The sequence below is a fragment of the Candidatus Ruminimicrobium bovinum genome (assembly GCF_902760015.1).
Taxonomy (GTDB): Bacteria; Elusimicrobiota; Endomicrobiia; order Endomicrobiales; family Endomicrobiaceae; genus Ruminimicrobium; species Ruminimicrobium bovinum.
On the sequence record NZ_CACWEU010000212.1, the window covers coordinates 1 to 19,681 of the forward strand.

General features: G+C 30.8%; 8 protein-coding genes. All 8 read left to right on the forward strand.

The window, feature by feature from the left end; translation table 11 throughout:
• A partial coding sequence (locus ACMUOV_RS07070; protein WP_413854411.1) for a class I tRNA ligase family protein occupies window positions 1-1,286 on the forward strand: 1,286 nt, incomplete at its 5' end.
• Between the two features lie 66 nt (window positions 1,287-1,352).
• A complete protein-coding gene (lptE, locus tag ACMUOV_RS07075; RefSeq protein ID WP_413854412.1) occupies window positions 1,353-1,907 on the forward strand; it encodes an LPS assembly lipoprotein LptE in 555 nt (184 codons plus the stop codon).
• A 30-nt stretch (window positions 1,908-1,937) separates the two neighbouring features.
• Window positions 1,938-2,717 (forward strand): EFR1 family ferrodoxin, encoded by a 780-nt coding sequence (locus ACMUOV_RS07080; protein ID WP_413854414.1) that lies wholly within the window; start codon window positions 1,938-1,940, stop codon window positions 2,715-2,717.
• Window positions 2,718-2,850: 133 nt separating this feature from the next.
• On the forward strand, window positions 2,851-5,214 hold the full coding sequence (locus ACMUOV_RS07085) for a sodium-translocating pyrophosphatase (protein WP_413854422.1): 2,364 nt from the start codon (window positions 2,851-2,853) through the stop codon (window positions 5,212-5,214).
• A gap of 306 nt (window positions 5,215-5,520) precedes the next feature.
• Window positions 5,521-6,312, forward strand: coding sequence for a hypothetical protein (locus tag ACMUOV_RS07090; RefSeq protein ID WP_413854416.1), 792 nt, complete (start codon window positions 5,521-5,523; stop codon window positions 6,310-6,312).
• Between the two features lie 102 nt (window positions 6,313-6,414).
• Window positions 6,415-8,472: a hypothetical protein gene (locus ACMUOV_RS07095; RefSeq protein WP_413854417.1), complete on the forward strand. Its 2,058-nt coding sequence runs from the start codon at window positions 6,415-6,417 to the stop codon at window positions 8,470-8,472.
• A 70-nt stretch (window positions 8,473-8,542) separates the two neighbouring features.
• Window positions 8,543-9,106, forward strand: coding sequence for a hypothetical protein (locus ACMUOV_RS07100; RefSeq protein WP_413854418.1), 564 nt, complete (start codon window positions 8,543-8,545; stop codon window positions 9,104-9,106).
• A 55-nt stretch (window positions 9,107-9,161) separates the two neighbouring features.
• The coding region (locus ACMUOV_RS07105) for a hypothetical protein (protein WP_413854420.1) at window positions 9,162-19,681 on the forward strand (10,520 nt) is incomplete at its 3' end.

Below are 19,681 nucleotides of genomic sequence, written 5' to 3' on the forward strand. Positions count from 1 at the left end.
CTTCACAAGATGCAAGAGTAAAAATGCCTTTATGGGTTGAAGAACAAGGTTGGGGAAAAAGAACAACAAGTTATAAATTAAGGCAGTGGCTTATATCAAGGCAAAGATGTTGGGGAACGCCTATTCCTATGGTTCATTGTCCTAAATGCGGGATAGTTCCGGTAGATGAAAAAGATTTGCCGGTTGTTCTTCCGACGGATGTTAAATTTACAAATGACGGTAAATCTCCTTTACAGTCCGATGAAAAATTTGTAAATACCGTTTGCCCGAAATGCGGCGGACCTGCAAAAAGAGAAACCGATACCATGGATACTTTTGTAGATTCATCTTGGTATTATGCAAGGTATACGGATGCCAAAAATGACAAAGCTCCTTTTGATATAAAAGAGGCAAATTATTGGTTGCCGGTTGACCAGTATGTCGGCGGAATAGAACATGCTTGTATGCATTTAATATATTCAAGATTTTGGCATAAAATAATGAGAGATATGGGGCTTGTTAAAAGTGATGAGCCGTTTATGAATTTATTGACACAAGGTATGGTTACGCTCGGCGGTAGTGCAATGTCCAAATCAAAAGGAAATATTGTAAGTCCCGATGAAATAGTTTCAAAATACGGAGCCGATACGGCAAGATTATTTATATTATTTGCCGCACCTCCGGAAAAACAACTTGATTGGTCAAGTGACGGTGTTGAAGGTTGTTGGAGATTTATAAACAGAGTTTGGAGATTGCAGGATTTGGTAAATACAAAATCTTCCGTTGCGGCAACCGATAAGGATAAACAGGAATTATTGAGAGCAATGCATGTATGTATAAAAAAAGTTACCGAAGATATTTCCGTAAAACATCAATTTAACACGGCGATATCTGCGGTAATGGAACTTGTTAATGTAATGTATACGTATAAACATCATTCAAATGATGACGGATTATCAAAAAAAGTTTATGAAACGATAGTTTTGTTATTATCTCCGTTTACGCCGCATTTGTGTGAAGAAATTTGGAGCATACTTGGTAATAAAAATTGTATCTCAACTGCCGTGTGGCCGAAATTTGACGAACAATATATAAGGCAGGATACCGTTGAAATTCCCGTTCAAATAAACGGTAAATTAAGAGGAAAAATAAGTGTTGATGTTTCTTATGACGAACAAGCTGTTAAAAATGCGGTTTTAAATGATGCCAAATTAAAACCTTTGTTTGAGAATAAAAATATAGTTAAGTTTATTTATATAAAGTTAAAAATTATAAATGTGGTCGTTAAAACGGCAGCTGAGCGCTGAGAGTTTAAAGCTGAAACTGTTCATCTTATCGGTTTATCGGCTAAAATTTTTTGGAGAAAATTTATTATGAAAAAATTAATTTTATTATTTGTTTCATCGGTTTTGTTTTTGTTTGCATGTGCCGCACCTTATGACCCTGCGCCTCAATTACTGCCTTCTTATATACAAAAAGTTTATATAAGACCGGTTGTAAACAATACAAATCAATACGGTTTGGAAGATAAATTTACAAAACAAATAATAGACGAATTTATGCAAGACGGTCGGCTTTCCGTTGTTTCTTCCGAGGGTGAAGCCGACGGTGTTTTGGTTTGCGAAATAAAAAGATATGTATTACAACCTTTAACCTACGATGCAAATATGGTTACCGAACAATATAAATTATGGATTTTGATAAATGCTTATTTTGTTGATAAGCACGAAAATGTTACTTTGTGGATTGAGCCGAATATGGAAGGTATTCAAATTTATGCGGATTCGGTTAAAGTGGGTTTCGGCGGAATGACCGAAGATCAGGCAAGGGTTCAAATTTGGGAAAAATTATCAAGAGATATAGTAAAAAGAACTTTAAGAGGTTTCGGTAATGCCGGCGGAATTTCCGAAAAAAAAGTTCAAGATTAAAATTTTTAAAGTAAAATTTAAGGTGCTTTTATGGCAGTAAGTATTTATGTGTTTTCGGGTACGGGAAACACTTTGATGGTTGCAAATAAAATTGCTGAAGTTTTTAATAAAAATTCTTGTATTGCTTCCGTTGATAAAATGGAACATGTTCAACCGCGTGATATAAAGCTCGGCACAACCGTGGGTATAGGTTTTACAACCGCTTTTTGGAATACATATCCTTTTGTCAGAAATTGGATAGATAATTTACCTGACGGTAATAAAACAAAAGTTTTTTTGTTTACTACGATGGGTGACAGTTCTTGCGGTATGATAGCACATATTGCAAAAATATTGGAAAATAAAAATTATAAAGTTATAGGCGCAAAAGGTTTTATAATGCCTAATAATTTTTTACTTGTCAGATCGGATAAAGCAAACAAAAAAAGAATAGAAAAAACTTTTGTAAAAGTTGAAGAATATGTTAAAGGAATAATTAATTCAAAAGGTTATGTCAGAAAAAACAATTTTTTTTCTTCCGTTTCTTTTTTTATTTCAAGTTTTATTACTACAAAATTATGGAATACTAAACTTGCAAAAAAAATAATGAAATTTAAAACAGATAAAACAAAGTGTAATGCATGCGGTATGTGTGCTGAAATATGTCCTTTGGGCAACATCAATATAAAAGAATTTCCGGAATTTGGCAATAAGTGTATTTTTTGTTTAAGGTGTGTATCTTATTGCCCTCAACAAGCAATGAGTAATAAAATATTGCTTAGAACATATCGTGCTTTTTCATCGTCTTCCGTTTTTTTATCGAATAAATAAAAACATATTTCCGTTAGGTGTATTTGAATTTGTTTTTGCAAATTCTTCATTGACAATAATTCTCTTAAATAATATAATTACTCTAATTATTTTAAATTAAAAGGAGAAAAAAATGTTGGCTAAGTTTAGAGGGATGTTGTTGTCGTTGGTATTGACTTTTGTTGCAACGGTTTCCGCATTTGCATCGGAAGCAAATCTTATGTTGCCGGATTTATCTTCCGTATCGTTTCTTGGCGGAATCAGCGGTGCCGCATTATTAAAACTCGGTCTTTTGGTATGTGTGTTCGGCTTGATTTTCGGTTTTATTCAATTCAAATCCATTAAAAATTTACCTGTTCACAAATCAATGCTTGAAGTTTCCGAGTTGATTTATGAAACATGTAAAACATATCTTGTAACACAAGGTAAGTTTATTATCATATTGGAAGTTTTGCTTGCTGTAATAATAGCCGTTTATTTTGCAAATACGGGTTTTGAGTTTTATAAAATAGCAATTATTATTCTTTGCAGTATTATAGGTATTTTGGGAAGTTATGCGGTTGCATGGTTCGGTATGAGAATTAATACTTTTGCAAATTCAAGAGCGGCATTTGCAAGTTTGAAAGGAAAACCTTTTCCTACATTTGCAATACCTTTAAAATCCGGTATGTCTATCGGTATGTTGCTTATAAGTATAGAACTTTTTGTTATGCTTATAATATTGGTTTTTGTTCCCGGTAACCTTGCAGGTCCTTGTTTTATCGGTTTTGCAATAGGTGAATCTTTGGGTGCATCCGTATTAAGAATTGCCGGCGGTATTTTTACAAAAATTGCCGATATCGGCTCGGACTTAATGAAAATTGTTTTCAATATTAAAGAAGATGATGCAAGAAACCCCGGTGTTATTGCCGATTGTACCGGTGATAATGCAGGCGATTCCGTCGGCCCTACAGCAGACGGTTTTGAAACTTACGGTGTTACTGGTGTTGCTTTGGTTACATTTGTCGTATTGGCCGTTAGGGAACCGCAAACACAGGTAAAACTTCTTGTTTGGATATTTGTAATGAGACTTATGATGCTTATAGCAAGTGCCGTTTCTTATTGGATAAACGGTGCTTTGGCAAAAGCAAAATACGGTAATGCGGATAAAATGAACTTTGAAGCTCCTTTAACATCTCTTGTTTGGATTACTTCGGTAGTTTCTGTAATATTAACATTTGTTGTTTCCAATTTGATTATAGGCGATTTGGCAAACGGACTTTGGTGGAAACTTTCAATAATTATTACTTGCGGAACGATGGCCGGTGCAATTATTCCTGAGGTTGTTAAAATATTTACATCCACAACAAGTTCTTTTGTAAAAAACGTTGTTAATTCATCTAAAAACGGTGGTGCATCATTAAATATTTTAGCCGGGTTAACGTCAGGTAATTTCAGTGCTTATTGGATGGGGCTTGTTATAATACTTCTTATGGCAATAGCTTATGCGATAAGTTCTTTAACCGGTTTTTCCGAACTTATGTCATACCCGGCGGTTTTTGCTTTCGGGCTTGTTGCTTTCGGCTTTTTGGGAATGGGACCTGTAACAATTGCAGTTGATTCTTACGGACCTGTTACCGACAATGCACAATCGGTATATGAACTTTCATTAATTGAAAACGTTCCTAACATTAAGGAAGAAATTAAAAAGGATTTCGGTTTTGAACCTAATTTTGATAAATCAAAAATAACTTTGGAAGAAAATGACGGTGCGGGAAATACTTTCAAAGCAACCGCAAAACCTGTTTTGATAGGAACTGCGGTTGTAGGTGCAACAACAATGATATTCTCAATTATTTTTACGTTAATGAATGAAAGGGGAATATCAGCCGTTTCCGAAAGTCTTTCATTGTTACATGCTCCTTTTTTATTGGGGTTAATTGCAGGCGGTGCGGTAATTTACTGGTTTACCGGTGCATCAAACCATGCCGTTACAAGCGGTGCATATAAAGCTGTTGAATATATTAAAGATAATATGAAACTTGACGGTGTTACAAAAGCATCGACCGAACAAAGTAAAAAAGTTGTGGAAATTTGCACACAGTATGCACAGAAAGGTATGTTCAATTTGTTCTTAGTTATATTTTTCTCGACAATAGCTTTTGCATTTATTGAACCGTATTTCTTTATAGGTTATTTAATTTCAATAGCGTTGTTCGGTTTGTTCCAGGCAATATTTATGGCAAATGCCGGCGGTGCATGGGATAATGCAAAGAAAATTGTTGAAGTTGATATGAGGGAAAAAGGTTCCGAACTTCATAAGGCAACCGTTGTAGGTGATACCGTAGGTGACCCTTTTAAAGATACATCATCGGTAGCTTTAAACCCTATTATTAAATTTACAACATTGTTCGGTTTGTTGGCATTGGAACTTGCATTGGTTGTTCCTTCAACAATAAGTATAGTTTGTGCAATAGTATTTTTTGTAATATCACTTGTATTTGTTGTAAAATCATTTACAAGTATGTTAATAAAATAAAAAAAACGCAAAGCGGTTTTTGATGTATAGAATTATTATAAAACTCCCCGAATTTACGTTCGGGGAGTTTCATGTTTTAAATTCTAAATTATAAATTACCGTTAAGTTTTTTACCGTTTGTCGTTTAAATCCTCGGCTTCTCGGCTGAGGGAACAATGTTCCCGGCTCAGCTAAGAAAATGCAAAGCATTTTCTGGCTCAGCTAAAAAATTTGCTTTGCAAATTTTTATTGCAATTATTTCATAAAATAACTATAATATTACAAAATTGTAAAAGGTGTTTTATTTTATCGGGGGTATTTTAAATAATGGATAAAAAAAATAAATGGATAATATTCGGTGTTGTTATTTTTATTTTGGCTGTTCTTGTTGCTGTAGGTCCTATACTGGTTACTAAATATATGAGAAATAAATGGCAAAATTCACCTAAATATAAAACGTCATATGTTTTATTCAATGTAAATGGAACATTAAAATTATCTTCACAAGGAGAAGTATACTTGGCTGGAGATAATAAAATGTTTTATATTATTGAAGATATATCTGAAGAAGATAAAAATAATAATTTAGAACATAAAGTTTCTGTAACCGGAAAAATGAAAATGCCGGAGGGAGATGTAACCGTAGATGGTAATCCTGTTAGACTTTACATATCCGTTGAAAAAATAGTAAATCTTGAGAAAACAGAAAATATTGAGCAATCCGAACAAGTAAATTCTAATAATGAAGAGAAAGTTAATTTAGATTCTTCTGTTGATGTTGATGTTGAACAAGAAAAAGCTTTGAAGAAAAGCAAAATAAGAATTATGGTTAATGCTGCTTTAAATAAATCCTTATTATTTGATGTAACGAGAGGTACTCTTGCATTGGAAAACAGAAAAACTTTAAAAGGCGACATGAAAGAGGTTGCAATTTTAAATGATGAATTCGGTGATAAGGTTATGCTTATAGGAAAAGATAAAATTAAAAATTTTGCAAATCAAAAAATAATTTGTTTAGGTAGAGAACTTCCATTTGTAGATGACATGCCTACTGTAGTTGGTGAAACTATTTTTGAAATTTATGAAGTTTATGATTCCGACTACAACAAACTTATATAAAATTTCACAAAATTTTCACATTTGTTACTACCAAAATTCAAATAATTGTGCTATAATTAGTGTAGAGAAAGAGTGTATAGGAGGGTGCTGGAGGGTATAAGTATGAAAAAAATTCAAGTTTTGGTATTAATGATATTGTTCTTAAGTAGCACAAATATCTATCCTGATGCTTCTTTTCTTAACTCTGTAGATCCTTATAAAGGGATGGCTGTTGGTCAACCTGTATCTGCTATTCAACCCTTTGAGACCGTAGACAAGATGAATAATAATAATATTCTTAATCGTCCTCCTACTACGGGGACTAAGCAAGATGGTAGTAAAGTGACTTTTGCCGGTAAAATGCAAGTTCAACAGTTGGATAATGGAATAAAGATTGTTTCAGTGGGTAATGTAACAAAAACATACGATAAAGAAAATAATCTTCTTTCCACAGAAGAAGGTATAAAAGGAAAAAATATTGCAGTAGTTAAAAATGATAAAGGTGAAATAACAGGTTATAAAACAAAGAATGCTAGTGGTTCGACAAAGGCTGAGTATGATGAATACGGAAATCTTACAAAATCATATTATTATGATAAGTTTGGAAAAACGATTTCGGCAGTTGTAAATGAACTTACTCAGGAAAAAACTTTGTATGATTCTTTCGGTAGGGAAAAAGGAACTATTGCCATGGGTTTTGGCGGAGGTGGCTATGTTATATCTACATGTCAATATGATGATATAAGTTATGAAATAAGTGAAGATGGTAAAAGTATATTGGAAATTAAAAATTTAAATAATAAAGCCGATGCTAAAATTTTAGTTACGAGGAAAATTTATACAAATTCAATAGATCATTTGAATAGTGATGGTAGTGTGGAAGTATCAAGATCATATAATATTATGTACTATGACAAAGATGGTTTAGTTTCAAAAACGGTTGATAGTAATGGAATTACTGTGGCTGAATATTTTTATAAAAAAGATAAAAATGGAAATAAAATTTTAACCCATGTTTTGAATACAAAAGATAAAAGTGTAACATATTATGAAAACGGAAAAGCTATGGAAGAAAGAAACGATATGGGTGCCTTAATAAAAAAATATTACTATGATGGTTCAAGGTTACTATACACAGTTGCTATGGGATCAGATGAAAGTTTTGGTGATGTAACTTATTACGATAGAGCTGGTAGAGCATTAACGACAACTCATAAATTTGTTCAATACGATCCTTCTTCAGATAACAGAATAGATTTCGTCTGTGGTTCGGAAATAGTTGAAAGATTAACTGATGATGAAGTAAAAGCAATAAAAAATGGTACAAGTTCTTTGGATGTGGATAAAGACTATGTTATAAGAACTGAAATTAATCCTAAAACAAAAGAACAAGAAGATTTTTATTATTTTGTTCCAAATGGTATTGAAGGTGTAAATTTTATAAGAAAGGAAGTAGAAAATGATTTTAACGGTAACATGGAAACACACTTTTATAAAATAACCGAAAAGTATGAATATGATAGTAAAGGTAACATAAAATATGTTATAAATTTAGAAAATAATACAAGAACTTATTATAAGAACAATAAAATGTATTACACAGCTGCAAATGATGATTCCACAGAGAATATAAAGTTAAGTGATGCTCCTAATGATCCTCGTGTTCTTAAAATTTATGAATGGGATGTTCCTCTTGACTGGGAAACACCCGACAATCCTGCAAAGGTATTAAGATATGTTTATGATACAAAAACACAGACAACTCAGTGGTTTAATGCCAGTTCTCAATTTGTATATTTAACATATAATGATAGGATAGTTTCAAATAATATTTATGATAATGGAAGATTGCTGGGAACATGGAATAATCAAACGAAAGAATTAACAATATTAAGGAATGAAAAGCAGTGGGTAATTTTAAGGTTGAATTCAGAACCGGGTGTTAATTTTATAAAAAAAATATTATCTTTTGCTGAAGGGGATATTGCTGATTGGAGCTCGATTAATTCTTATATTAATTATTATGAATTTAGTCAAGGTTTATTGAATATCAACGTTGAATTATATAAACTTGTGGATACTTTTGAAAAATATAGAAAGGAGTATAAAGGTTTTGAAGATCAATTAAGGATAGAACCTTTATTGACTTTTACAAAATACTTAGAAAAACAAATAGAATAGCTTTAGAAAAATATTTTACTTCTTGACAAAATTTTAAATATGAGTTATAATTTATAATAGAGTGTAAAGTATGAAGAATATTTTAAATGTATTTTCCAATTTGAATGTTCGTTTTATGCACAAGTCTTTGGCTTGTGTTCTTCTTGCTTGTATTGCGCTCGGTTCAATTGAGTTTGTTCCGGTTAAGTACGATTTTTCTTTTATGAAAACAATAAATATATCGGCTGATACTGCAATTAATCATTTTTTCTCTTTGGCAACTGTTACAATGAATATAATTTCGAGTCTTTTTGCCCAAGCGGAAAATGCAGAAAATACAAATGAATCGCAGAGTAAAAATAAACAGGAAAAAACTTCGAAAGAGGCATCTTCTTTTTCTGTTTTACCGGCAGATGTTTCTTTTGGTTCGTTATTAAACAGAAGTGTCGGTAAAGTAAAAAATGTTTCCGCCGCTGTTACGGACAAAATTTGTGCTTATCCTGTTTTGTTTGAAGATCTTTCCAAAGTTTGCAAAGAATTTATGTCGTTAAATATAATGTTGTTTATATTGATGATGTTTCTTATAAAAAAGAATACATCGTCGGATAACTATAATAATATTAAATTAAAAAATACTTGTATTAGCTTGGCTTGAAGTATCAAGCCAAGCTATTTGCATTTTTATACGAAATGCAAAAAAAGGGGGAAATATGAAAATATTTAAAAATTTATCAGGTATAAAAATCAAGGATAAGTTTAAATTGTTATGTAACAACACTTATAGTTGGTTACTTTCTATGACTTTTATAAAAGTAACGGCTATAGTTGTTGTAAACTGCTTTTTATTAACGGCAGTTTACGGCCAGGCAGCCGTTATGGTTGCAGACGGTGCAAGGGCAGCCACTCAATTTAAACAAATATTTTCGGATTTTGAACTCCCTTACAGTTACGGAAAAATTTCCTCCGTTAATTTTAAAGACAGTGATAAAATCGTAATAAATATACAAGATTTACACAGCCACGCAGGTGTTCAGAAAAACATCAGTAATATAATAGAAATGTTTGATAACAAATACGGTGTAAAAAATGTATATGTTGAAGGTGCTTACGGAAATGTCAGCACAAAATGGCTTACTTCCGTTAAAAATGAAGAATTAAAAGATACAATAATTGAAAGTTTGTTAAATGCCGGAAGGTTAACGGGTGCCGAATATTACAGTGCAAAAAGTGGCAAAACCGAAATAATAAAAGGTTTGGAAAGTAAAAACGAATATCTTGATAATTTAAAAAGGTTCGGTTTAATTGTTACAAACCAGGAAATTTTAGATATTTATTTTAAAGAAATTGACAGCAGTGTAAAAAAACTTCAAAACGACTATTATAACAGACAACAGAAAAAAATAGAACAGTTGTCAAAAGATTATGTTTCAGGTATAACAACACCTAAAAAATATTTTTCTCTTATGAAAAAATATGCCGATAAACTCGGTGTTGATATTAATTCTTATGAAAACCTTTCTTTATATATCAATTTAATGGAAAAACAAAGAACTTTAAATTATGAAAAAATAACAAACGAACTTCAGGTTCTTGTTTTAAAGCTTAAAGAAGTTCTTCCTTACGGTGCATATAAAATGCTTCTTGAAGGAACAAAAAACTTTCAACAAATGGATAAGTTATATGGCTATATAATAAAACTTTCAAGAAAATATAACCTTGAAATTGCTCAAAATTTTCCTAATTTGGAACAGTTTTTTGAATATATTGAACTTACACAAAGAATAAATCCGCTTGAACTTATTACGGAAGAACAAAATTTTAAAGATGAAATTAACGACAGATTTGCCGTAAACAGAGCCGAAGAAGAAGTAATATTCCTTTCAAATTTTGTTAATTATTATAAAGCGTATCTTTCAGGTAAAGTTACAGCTGATGATTTGAATTATTATAAAGAAAATATAGAAAAATTTAAAAGTTTGTGGGTTAAATATATTGATAACAGACTTGTAAAAGCACTTGCGGAATATGAACAAACCGCAGATAAATTTTATGAAATAAACTTACACAGAAACGATTATTTTATATCAAATATGGACGCAAGTTTGGAAGGAAGTGAAAATTTAACTTCCGTTGAAGGTGCAACCGACCTTGAAAAAGCAATGAATTCTCTTTCACAGGCAAAAGAATTATATTTTGTTGTTGCCGGTGGTTTCCATACCGAAGCAATAGCAAAATTATTATCCGATAAAAACGTTACAAATATAGTAATAACACCAAACGTTCAGGGTGATACAAAACTTGCCGAAGAAACATACTATAAAATAGCCAAAGAACAAAGCAAAATAAACTTCCAAGCGTTAGCTAATATGGTGTTATCTAAAGAATTAGTTGAAAATACACCGGCTTTTTTGAAAGCTATCTCAATTAATATAGAAGATTTGCCTAATAAAGAGTTTGAAGATTTGAAAAATGCTTTTGAGGATTCTTTAAGTTCTAAGAATATTGAAATAAAGCGAATAGATAAAAATACAATTTCTGTAATAAGTAACGGACAAATATTTAATATAAAGTTAAATGAAGATGAAAATAATATTGCTGATATTGCTATTATTGAACAAACTGAAAAATCTGCCAAAACAGGAAATGCTTTGTTATCTGATCAATCAATAGATGATTTTGCAGAGAATCTTAATTCTTCTTTGCAAGAATCCGGTATTGCCGCGAGAATTAATACATCTGTAGAAGAATTGATAGAGACAGATCCGGTTTATAATGATATTTTAGAAAATATTGATGTTTATACTTTTGCAAATGAAGGAGTTGCTGGGCTTTCTTTCTTTGAAAAAGTAAAACTTTATCATAATGTTGGGGATGAAAATTATTTAACAAGTATTTATCATGCAATAAAACAAAGTTTTAGTGGCTTAAATGTAAGTGGTATTTCTTTAAGAAGAGGAAAATTAAATATCAAAGAAACAGAGAAAATAAATGAAGAAATTGAAAATGCAAAACTCAGTGGAACTGAAGCAAATATTTCTCGTGATAGGATATTAAGAGCTTATGGCGTTGAAGGATTATATGAGGAATATAAAAATAAATTTGGTGTTGATATTTATGAAATATTTAAGAAATATCAAGAAGATTCTCATGGACTTACTGAAGGACAGTATGATGTTACTCAAACAAATGTTCAATTTGCGCTTGCTTTATATCAATTGAAGGGTGGAAATGTTGCTGAACTTGAAGTCGGTGGCGGTAAGTCGGATGCGGATGCATTGGTTGCTGTTATTCAATTTTTGGATGGTAATTTTTCTTTAGCAACAAGTTCTTCTTTTAAGTTAAGAGAAGAAATGGTTGGTGATATAGCAAAAATGATAAATAGTGATGCTTTTGCTGCTATGAAAGAAAATGTTTTAGGTTCAAAAGAAGCAGTTGAAATAAAATATATAGATGCTACAAACATTAATAAAATAAAATATGTTATAGGCAAAAATGATGACGGTTCTTTGCAGTATTCTAAAAACGAAGATACTTTGGAATACGCTACTTTATTGGATGGTATAAAAGGTGGTAATGCAATAATTGTAGCGCCTATAGAAGTTTTTGGATATTTTGCAAATGAATTGGGCTCCAGTGAAAAAGTAAAAGAAAAATACGGTAAATATATTAATAATAATAGTGTTAAATTAATACTTGCGGAAGTAGATAAATTTTTCTCTGAAAATTTAAATTTTGGCATTTCTCAAAATAATGAACAAGCCAGTGCTGTTATAACTGAAATTTATGAACAGACCGGTTTTGTTGATAAGGTAATATCCCTACAAATAAATGAAGATTTTAGAATTACAAAAAATGGAATAGAGTTAACAAAAAAAGGTGAAAATTTATTAAAAACAGATGAAGAATGGGCTAAATTATGTGAACAATTTGAAAATTATGATATTCATCCGCAGTTGGTAATACAAGCACTTTTAAATGTTTTGTATGGACAACCTAACTATAGGATAGGTGTTGATTTTAACTATGGTTATGATTCGGAAAGTGGAGAATATTATGTTGCTTATTATAATGAAGAAGATGAAATGCAGGGAAAAAGTCTTACAAAAGATGCTGCGGTTCAAAGTGCATTTACTTATGTTCTTAATAACCCTGAAATTTTGAAAAAAATAAATAATGAAAGTGTTAAGATTTATGCAAAAGAATTTAGTGATTTGTTCCAAAAACAAATAGAAGGTGAAACTTTTTTAGAATATAGATATAGAACTAACAATAATTCTTTGCCTAAAAAAATAAAATATTCTGTTACTAATACAGTTGCACAAAATAATATTTATTCTTTAAAAAATAAATTAGGTATAGAAAATCTTTCAGGGTCATCAGGAACTATTTCTAAAAATATGAAATCGTTAGGTTTTAATATTGCAGAGTTTAAGTCAATGCGAGGTGCAAAAGATGTTAATATTGGAACTTTTTTATACGATACTGAAAAAGAACAAATGGAAAAGATAAAAAATCTTGGGAAAAAAGCTGATGACAGTAATGAAATAGATGCTATATTTATGTTTGCCGATTCAGATGCCGCAAAAGAAAAATGGAAAGAAACGCTCGGAAATGATAGAGCTTATACATACGAAGAATTACGAGATTATGAAAGAACAAATAAAGCAAAATACAATGAGATATTAAAGGGAACAAAAACACATATAATACTTGTAGGTAGAGACTCTTTAAGAGGTGTTAATTTTAACGAGATTAAAGTGAATGATAATGATGTGAAGAAAATGTTTGTTCAAACAGATTTGTATGATGAAGAAATTGTCAAACAAATGACTGGAAGAGCCGGTAGAGGAAGTGCTTTTGAATTTACGGTTAAAATATATTCTATTGAAAGAATACAGAAAAAAGCAAAAAAATTAGGGCTTGATATTGATGTTGAATCCCTTAAAAATTGTAGAGATAAAAGTGCAAATTCACAAACTAAAAATGAAGAAGTATTAGTAAATAAAATTGATGAAGAAAATAGAGGTTCTTTAGTAAGAGAAATTATAAGTGATGATACAAACCATTTAACAAGGGCTGTTAATAACGGAGGTCTTTCATATTTTAACAGACTATACAGAAGAATATTCCTCAAACAAGACCTTTCAAACAGACTTGATGGTATAGCAGAACAGATGTCGGTTCTTAATATTGAACAATCAAGAAATAACCAAATTTTGGGCGAGGCAACCTCTGCTGCACAAAATGCTATTGATAATCCAAGAGTAGATGTTTTAAATGAAATATTGAAAAATATTTCAGTTGATAGAAAAACATCCTATAAATATTTGTTGCAGAATTTTGGATTGGAAAACAGCAAGATAACAAGCAATGTTCTTAATACTTTAGATAAAGTGATACAAACACAAGATGGAGAAGAATTAAAATTAAATTCCAAAGACAGGGAAAATTTAATTTCAATTGCACGTAGTATAGATTCCATCAGTTTTGAACAAGATAAAGGAAAAGTTATACAAGATGCTGCTTATTTACTAAAAGAAGATTATAAGTATGTTATTTTAAAGCTAACTGAAACATATTCGCAGAATAAAAAAACAAATTTAAATTCGTTGATAAATGCAGGAAAAATAAATGTTATATCTGTTGAAGAAAGAGTATCTTTACAAGAAGCTTTAGATGCGGCTAAAATGAAAAACAGAATTGCATTCTTTAATGAATTAAATAAAACAAGGGATAATGCTTCCGTTTTATTTGACTCAACAGGTAATATTATATTTAACACTCTTGGAGTAGATGCTCAAAGTGAAATTATTTCATCTTGCTATGATAATCCTTTGCAAAAGGGAATGGATACAATGATAGCTGCTTTTGAAATACTTACTGACAATGAAATCTCTTCCGAAAATAAGTCTATATTCAAGTTTAATCGTAGCTTACAATCAATTCAGAGACAACTTAAAATAGGTAATATAATAAGATGGATTTCTTCAGTAGCACCTTTTGTTGTTATAGGTGGAATATTAACGGCCGGTTATTTTATTGCCCCTGTATTGTTATCATTAACAGCTCCTATTGTTTTGGGTGCTTTTGCTATGGTAGTTTTTGCAATCTATGTAAAAAAATATACAGACAGAATTAATTCTGCTGTTAATCAACAAAATAACGCAAATATTGCTAAATATGGAAATGCAACACATCTTAGAAATGGTTTAAGAGATGTTGTATCCTCAGTAATAAATCAAAATTTAAACTCAATAATGACTTTTGGATTAGCCGGAGGAACTTTAGCTGTAATTGCAGGTGTTATTATGTTGGCATTGGGGTCTGCTTCAATCGCTGTTCCTTTATTAGCTTTAACCTTAACCATAACACCGGTATTGTTAATAACGGTTGGTTTTGTCGCACTTGCTGTTACAGTTATTGCACAAGGTTTATTTATTATAAAAAACAAAGATAAGTTACAGGAACAACCTGCAACAATTCAAGAAGAAACACAAAAAAATACATCTGATACTGTAAGCGGTGTTATTGCTTCCGGTATTGCTTTATCTTTAGGGTTACTTGCTTTTGCAGGTATTATAAACCCTGTTACTGCAGTTATTGCTGTAGTTGCATTGATAGGTTCTTTTATGTATGCTCAATATGCTATAAACACTAATCAAGGTAAAGACTCAAGTATTAATTTAAAATATTTCGCTTTTGGTATTTTATGTACTTTTGGTTTTGCTGCCGTTATTGTTCTACCTGCGCTTATTCCTGTGGTAGCTTCTTTACTTTCTTTTGTAGGTATTGCTAATCCGATAGTGTCTTTCTTAGTTATAGCTGCTGCAACATCTTCTTTCTTGTTTCCTTTTGCAATTAAAAATTTTGCAGAATTTGAAGAATATAAAGATGGTGGTTTTAGCAGATTACTTAAAGATTTACTGAAAAATAATAAAATGACAATGTTCTTAGCCGCTCCTTTTATTTCTATGGCGATTTTGTTTTTCACTTTTAGTCTTTCAATTCCTGTTACATTAGTTGTCGCTGCAGGTTCATTCTTTGTAGGATATTATTTTTCAAGAGATAGTTTCTTAGAAAAAAATGAAGGAAGAATAAGATTTTTATTCTCTATAGTTGGTATTTTACTTGGTGGACTTTCTTTTATGAGAGCCACATCGGCTGCAGATAATTCGACAGTATCTTCTGAAATAGGACAACAAGATGTTGTAAACACGGAACAACAGCAACAACAAGATTTACAAACTATTTCTGTTGAAGAAGATTTGGGTAAAGAAAAAGATTTAGACGAAGGCAAAGATGAAGATAAAGATAAATTAAAATTGGAAAATAATTTAAATAATGAGACTTTAAGTAATCAAACTTTAAGTAATCAAGCTAATGAACCTTCAAAGAACGATAAACAAGATAAGAAGGATTCATCTGAACAGGAAAAAACACAAGAACAAAAAGATAGAGAGAACTTGATTAACAATTTAAAGAAGAAAGGTTATGATGTTAAAGAAGATTCAAAAGATTTCTATAAGCTTACATTAAAGAAAAATGGTACAGAATTAGATTTTTCTGTTGCCAAAAAAAGAGATGTAGGTGAGGATGCCTATGTTTTGGATATAAGTTCGGCAGATAATGTAGATGCAATTTTTAAGGTATATGATAGTTTAAAAGGTACCTATAATGTATCTAACAAAATTAATGAAGATGGCTCTTTGACCGTAACAAGTGATGGTTTTAAATTTAATGCGTCACCTTTTGATGATAAGGGTAATATAAGAAAAACAGATGAAGTAGTAAAAGAAACAAAGACAATAATAGGTACAAATAATGCTCTTAAAAATTATGACACAAAATATAATAATGATGGAACATTTACTATAAAAAGTAAAGATGAAAAAATTGAATATGATGCAAATGTTTTTGATAAGAATGGAAAAGTTAGGACTGAGGAAGAAATACTGAAAGATGTAAAAACTGTAATGGGCAGATATGATGACATAAAAGATATTAGTGGTGGTAAGAATTTTGATATAAAGTTTAATAAAAAAACCAATGAGTTTAGTATAGAAAGAACATCACAAAAAACAGGTAAAAAGTTTTCTACGAAAATTGATGCTTTTGATACAAATTATAATAAAGATAGTTTAAGAAAAATAATTGATGAAGGTAACAAGATAGTTGATAATGGTCATGATGTAGTATTTAGTACGGATAAAAATGGCTATGCTATTTTTATAATAGATGGTAAAGAAAGTGATCCAAAATATGTTTTTGATAAAGATGGGAATTGGCAATTGGATGAGAACGGTAATTATAAAGGCGGTAAAAATAATGGCGGTGGTTCCGGTAATTCTTATGGTTGGGGTTGGTCCGGTGGAGGAAACGTAGTAGGAGGCGGAGTAGGTGGATATATTGGTGGAGCTATTGATAGTACTTTGGGTTTTATAAAAGGTGTAATAAAATCTTTATTCCCTAATTCTAAACAATTTGTTGGAATGACTGATAACAATAATCAAGATACTTTATTTAATTTTTATAATAGTTCTAGTTCTAAGTTTCAAGAAGGAAAGGCAAAGATAGGATATTCCGAAATGTGCGATGAAATAAACGGTGCTCAAAGAGGAACTACTGACGCAGATGAGATGTTAAAAGGATTACTGAAAGAACGTTTGGGAATAGATACTGGATATGATTTAGAAAATCTTAGTTGGGAAAGAATTGTTGTTAAAAACGACAAAGGTGAAATAGTAGATGTTAAGTATATCGGTCGTGATGGTAGAAAAGAAGTTGTATCTATCCATAAAAATGGAAATTCAAGCGGTTTCAATGTAAGTTATAAATGTCAGTATCAAGATAAAGATAATAAAAACGAAGTTGTTGATATGAATGTTGAATACAGCTTGATTACTGATATACAAGAACAAAATGAACCGTTATCTGTTGCTGTTGAAACAGATGGAAATATGGTTGTAATTATTGATTATGTTAAAGATAAAATTTTTATTGAAACAAAAGATGATGAAGGAAAGCAAGTAGTAAGAACATACAATTCTCAATCCATTAATCTTACAGACTTTTTGCATGGTGGAGATTCTTGGACTGATGCTATTGATAATTTTGAAGATTCCAAAGGGAATAATATTTTTGCTCAAATAAACGATATGCATACAGATGTGGATGATATAGGAACTATATCTGATGATACTTCGGAATTATTAAATTTACTTGAAACGGATGTTTCCGTAAATGGTCAACCTGCATCTTCTTTGATAAAATTTACTACGGTTGAAGTTGGGTATACTGCTAATGATCTTGATCCTGAGAAAAATCCTGAGGCATATAACAAATGGGCGGATCTTGTTCTTGAAAGACATCCAGATTGGACTAAAGGAGATGTTAAGAAATTTTATGAAAAATATGATGGCTATGTAGGAGAATGTTCCGATAATGTAGATGTTGAGTTTTCATTATTTTCTGAAACATATAAATTAAGGGGTAATGATGGTAAAATTTCTCCAACGGATAATAGCAATGAAAAAGGAAGATGGGTATCATCAAATGCCGTTACAAGTTTTGAATTGGAAAAAGGAAAATATGTTCTCAATACATTTACTACAGAAAAAGAATTTGTAGGTGGTGAAGAGGAAGTTGAAAGAGACATTATAAGAGAAATTGTTAACGGAAATGTTATAGAGGAAAGGGATATCGAAGGTGATGAAGAAACCGTTACAAGAGTATATGCTATTAACAGATATGGTATAGGAATAGATTCTATCAAATTTTCTGTGGATGGCGATAAAAATACTCCTATAAGCAGAACAATTCTTGCAGGTACTTCTGAGATGAAAATACCTTCTTCATCCGGTCAATATTATAATCAAGAAACACTAATGTATTCGTCATTTGATATTGTTGCAGATGTAACTTTTGATGATATTAAAGATGTTAAATCTTTTGAAAATTTAAATTATGATTCTCCTACGATCCAGATAGAGGGAACAAATGGATATGTTTATACAGCTTTGGTTAATAGCCAAAGTTCTGTATCTTTTGACGAAATAAAAGAGAATATAAAGGATAAAAAACCTATTGATGAGATAATAAATAAGTTTGATTTTCAGATGTATGCTATATACGATACTTCATCCGATGCGGAAAGTTCAAATAAGCAAATGCAAGGTAATATTGCTGATGAAATTAATTTGTATACTTTAAGATTTGATAATAAAAATAATGTTGTTATTGAAGAAGATGCTTATAAAAATGATACTCCTCTTATAACAAGAACAATGTCTTCTATAGATGATAATCAAATTAGGTATGATAATACATTAAATTATGATATGTTTAATACCGATCCTTTTGTAAGTATTTATGAAACGATAAATTATTTCTTAGGCCAAATATTAAAAGGTAATTTTAATTTTGCTCAAATCTATGAAAATATGCAATATATGGCACAGGAACCTTCGGAATCACTGTATAGAGCAGAAGGTTCAATGTCTGCAAGAGTTGATCCAAAAGGAGTTCTTAATTCAAATGCAGGCGGTGCATTTAGAAATGGTGAACAAGAAATAAGTTCTTATGGTGATGGTGGTGAGGTTGAGATTGCTTATAACAGTAGAGAATATAATAAAGATAATATTGGTGGAATAATAGAAAATGCTATTGAAGATTTAAATATTGATGTAGATGGAAGTAACCCATTTATAAAATTAAAAAATCTTGCAGCTGACGGGCGAGTTGAAGAGTTAGAAGCTATATTAGGAGAAGTAGAAAAAGAAACTAAAGGTGAAGTAAGAGTTACTAAGGTAAACATAGGTGAAAGAAAGGAAGGTAAATATGTTGTTAAGGAATATTATGAATTACCGAATAGTTTTAGTAGTCTTTCAGAAGGTCAGCATCTGCAGATATTTGATTATCGTTTCTTCAATGGTGTTCAATTAGATAGAAGGTTGAAAGATCAGACTGTTGAATGGGGTAACGATTTAATGTTTTTTGTTAAAGATGTTCAAAATAGTTATAAAATTTTATCGCCTGCTTTAGCGGTAGTTGCACTGTATGTACTTATAAAAAATGTTAATATAAAAAGAAAATTAGCTAAAAAAGATAAAGAAAATAAAAAAACATTAGATAAGGTTTTGGCTGATGTAAAATCAGGTGGTATCAGCGGATCCGATATTGCTAAAAAAGAAAAAGTTGAAAGCAAAGTGATAGAAAATAAAAATTCTTTTAA

What these genes read in the sequence shown, in the direction of transcription:
- ACMUOV_RS07080 (WP_413854414.1), top strand. Translation starts at nt 1,938, where the DNA reads ATGGCAGTAAGTATTTATGTGTTTTCGGGTACGGGAAACACTTTGATG.
- ACMUOV_RS07090 (WP_413854416.1), top strand. Translation starts at nt 5,521, where the DNA reads ATGGATAAAAAAAATAAATGGATAATATTCGGTGTTGTTATTTTTATT.
- ACMUOV_RS07100 (WP_413854418.1), top strand. Translation starts at nt 8,543, where the DNA reads ATGAAGAATATTTTAAATGTATTTTCCAATTTGAATGTTCGTTTTATG.
- ACMUOV_RS07085 (WP_413854422.1), top strand. Translation starts at nt 2,851, where the DNA reads ATGTTGTTGTCGTTGGTATTGACTTTTGTTGCAACGGTTTCCGCATTT.
- lptE (WP_413854412.1), top strand. Translation starts at nt 1,353, where the DNA reads ATGAAAAAATTAATTTTATTATTTGTTTCATCGGTTTTGTTTTTGTTT.
- ACMUOV_RS07095 (WP_413854417.1), top strand. Translation starts at nt 6,415, where the DNA reads ATGAAAAAAATTCAAGTTTTGGTATTAATGATATTGTTCTTAAGTAGC.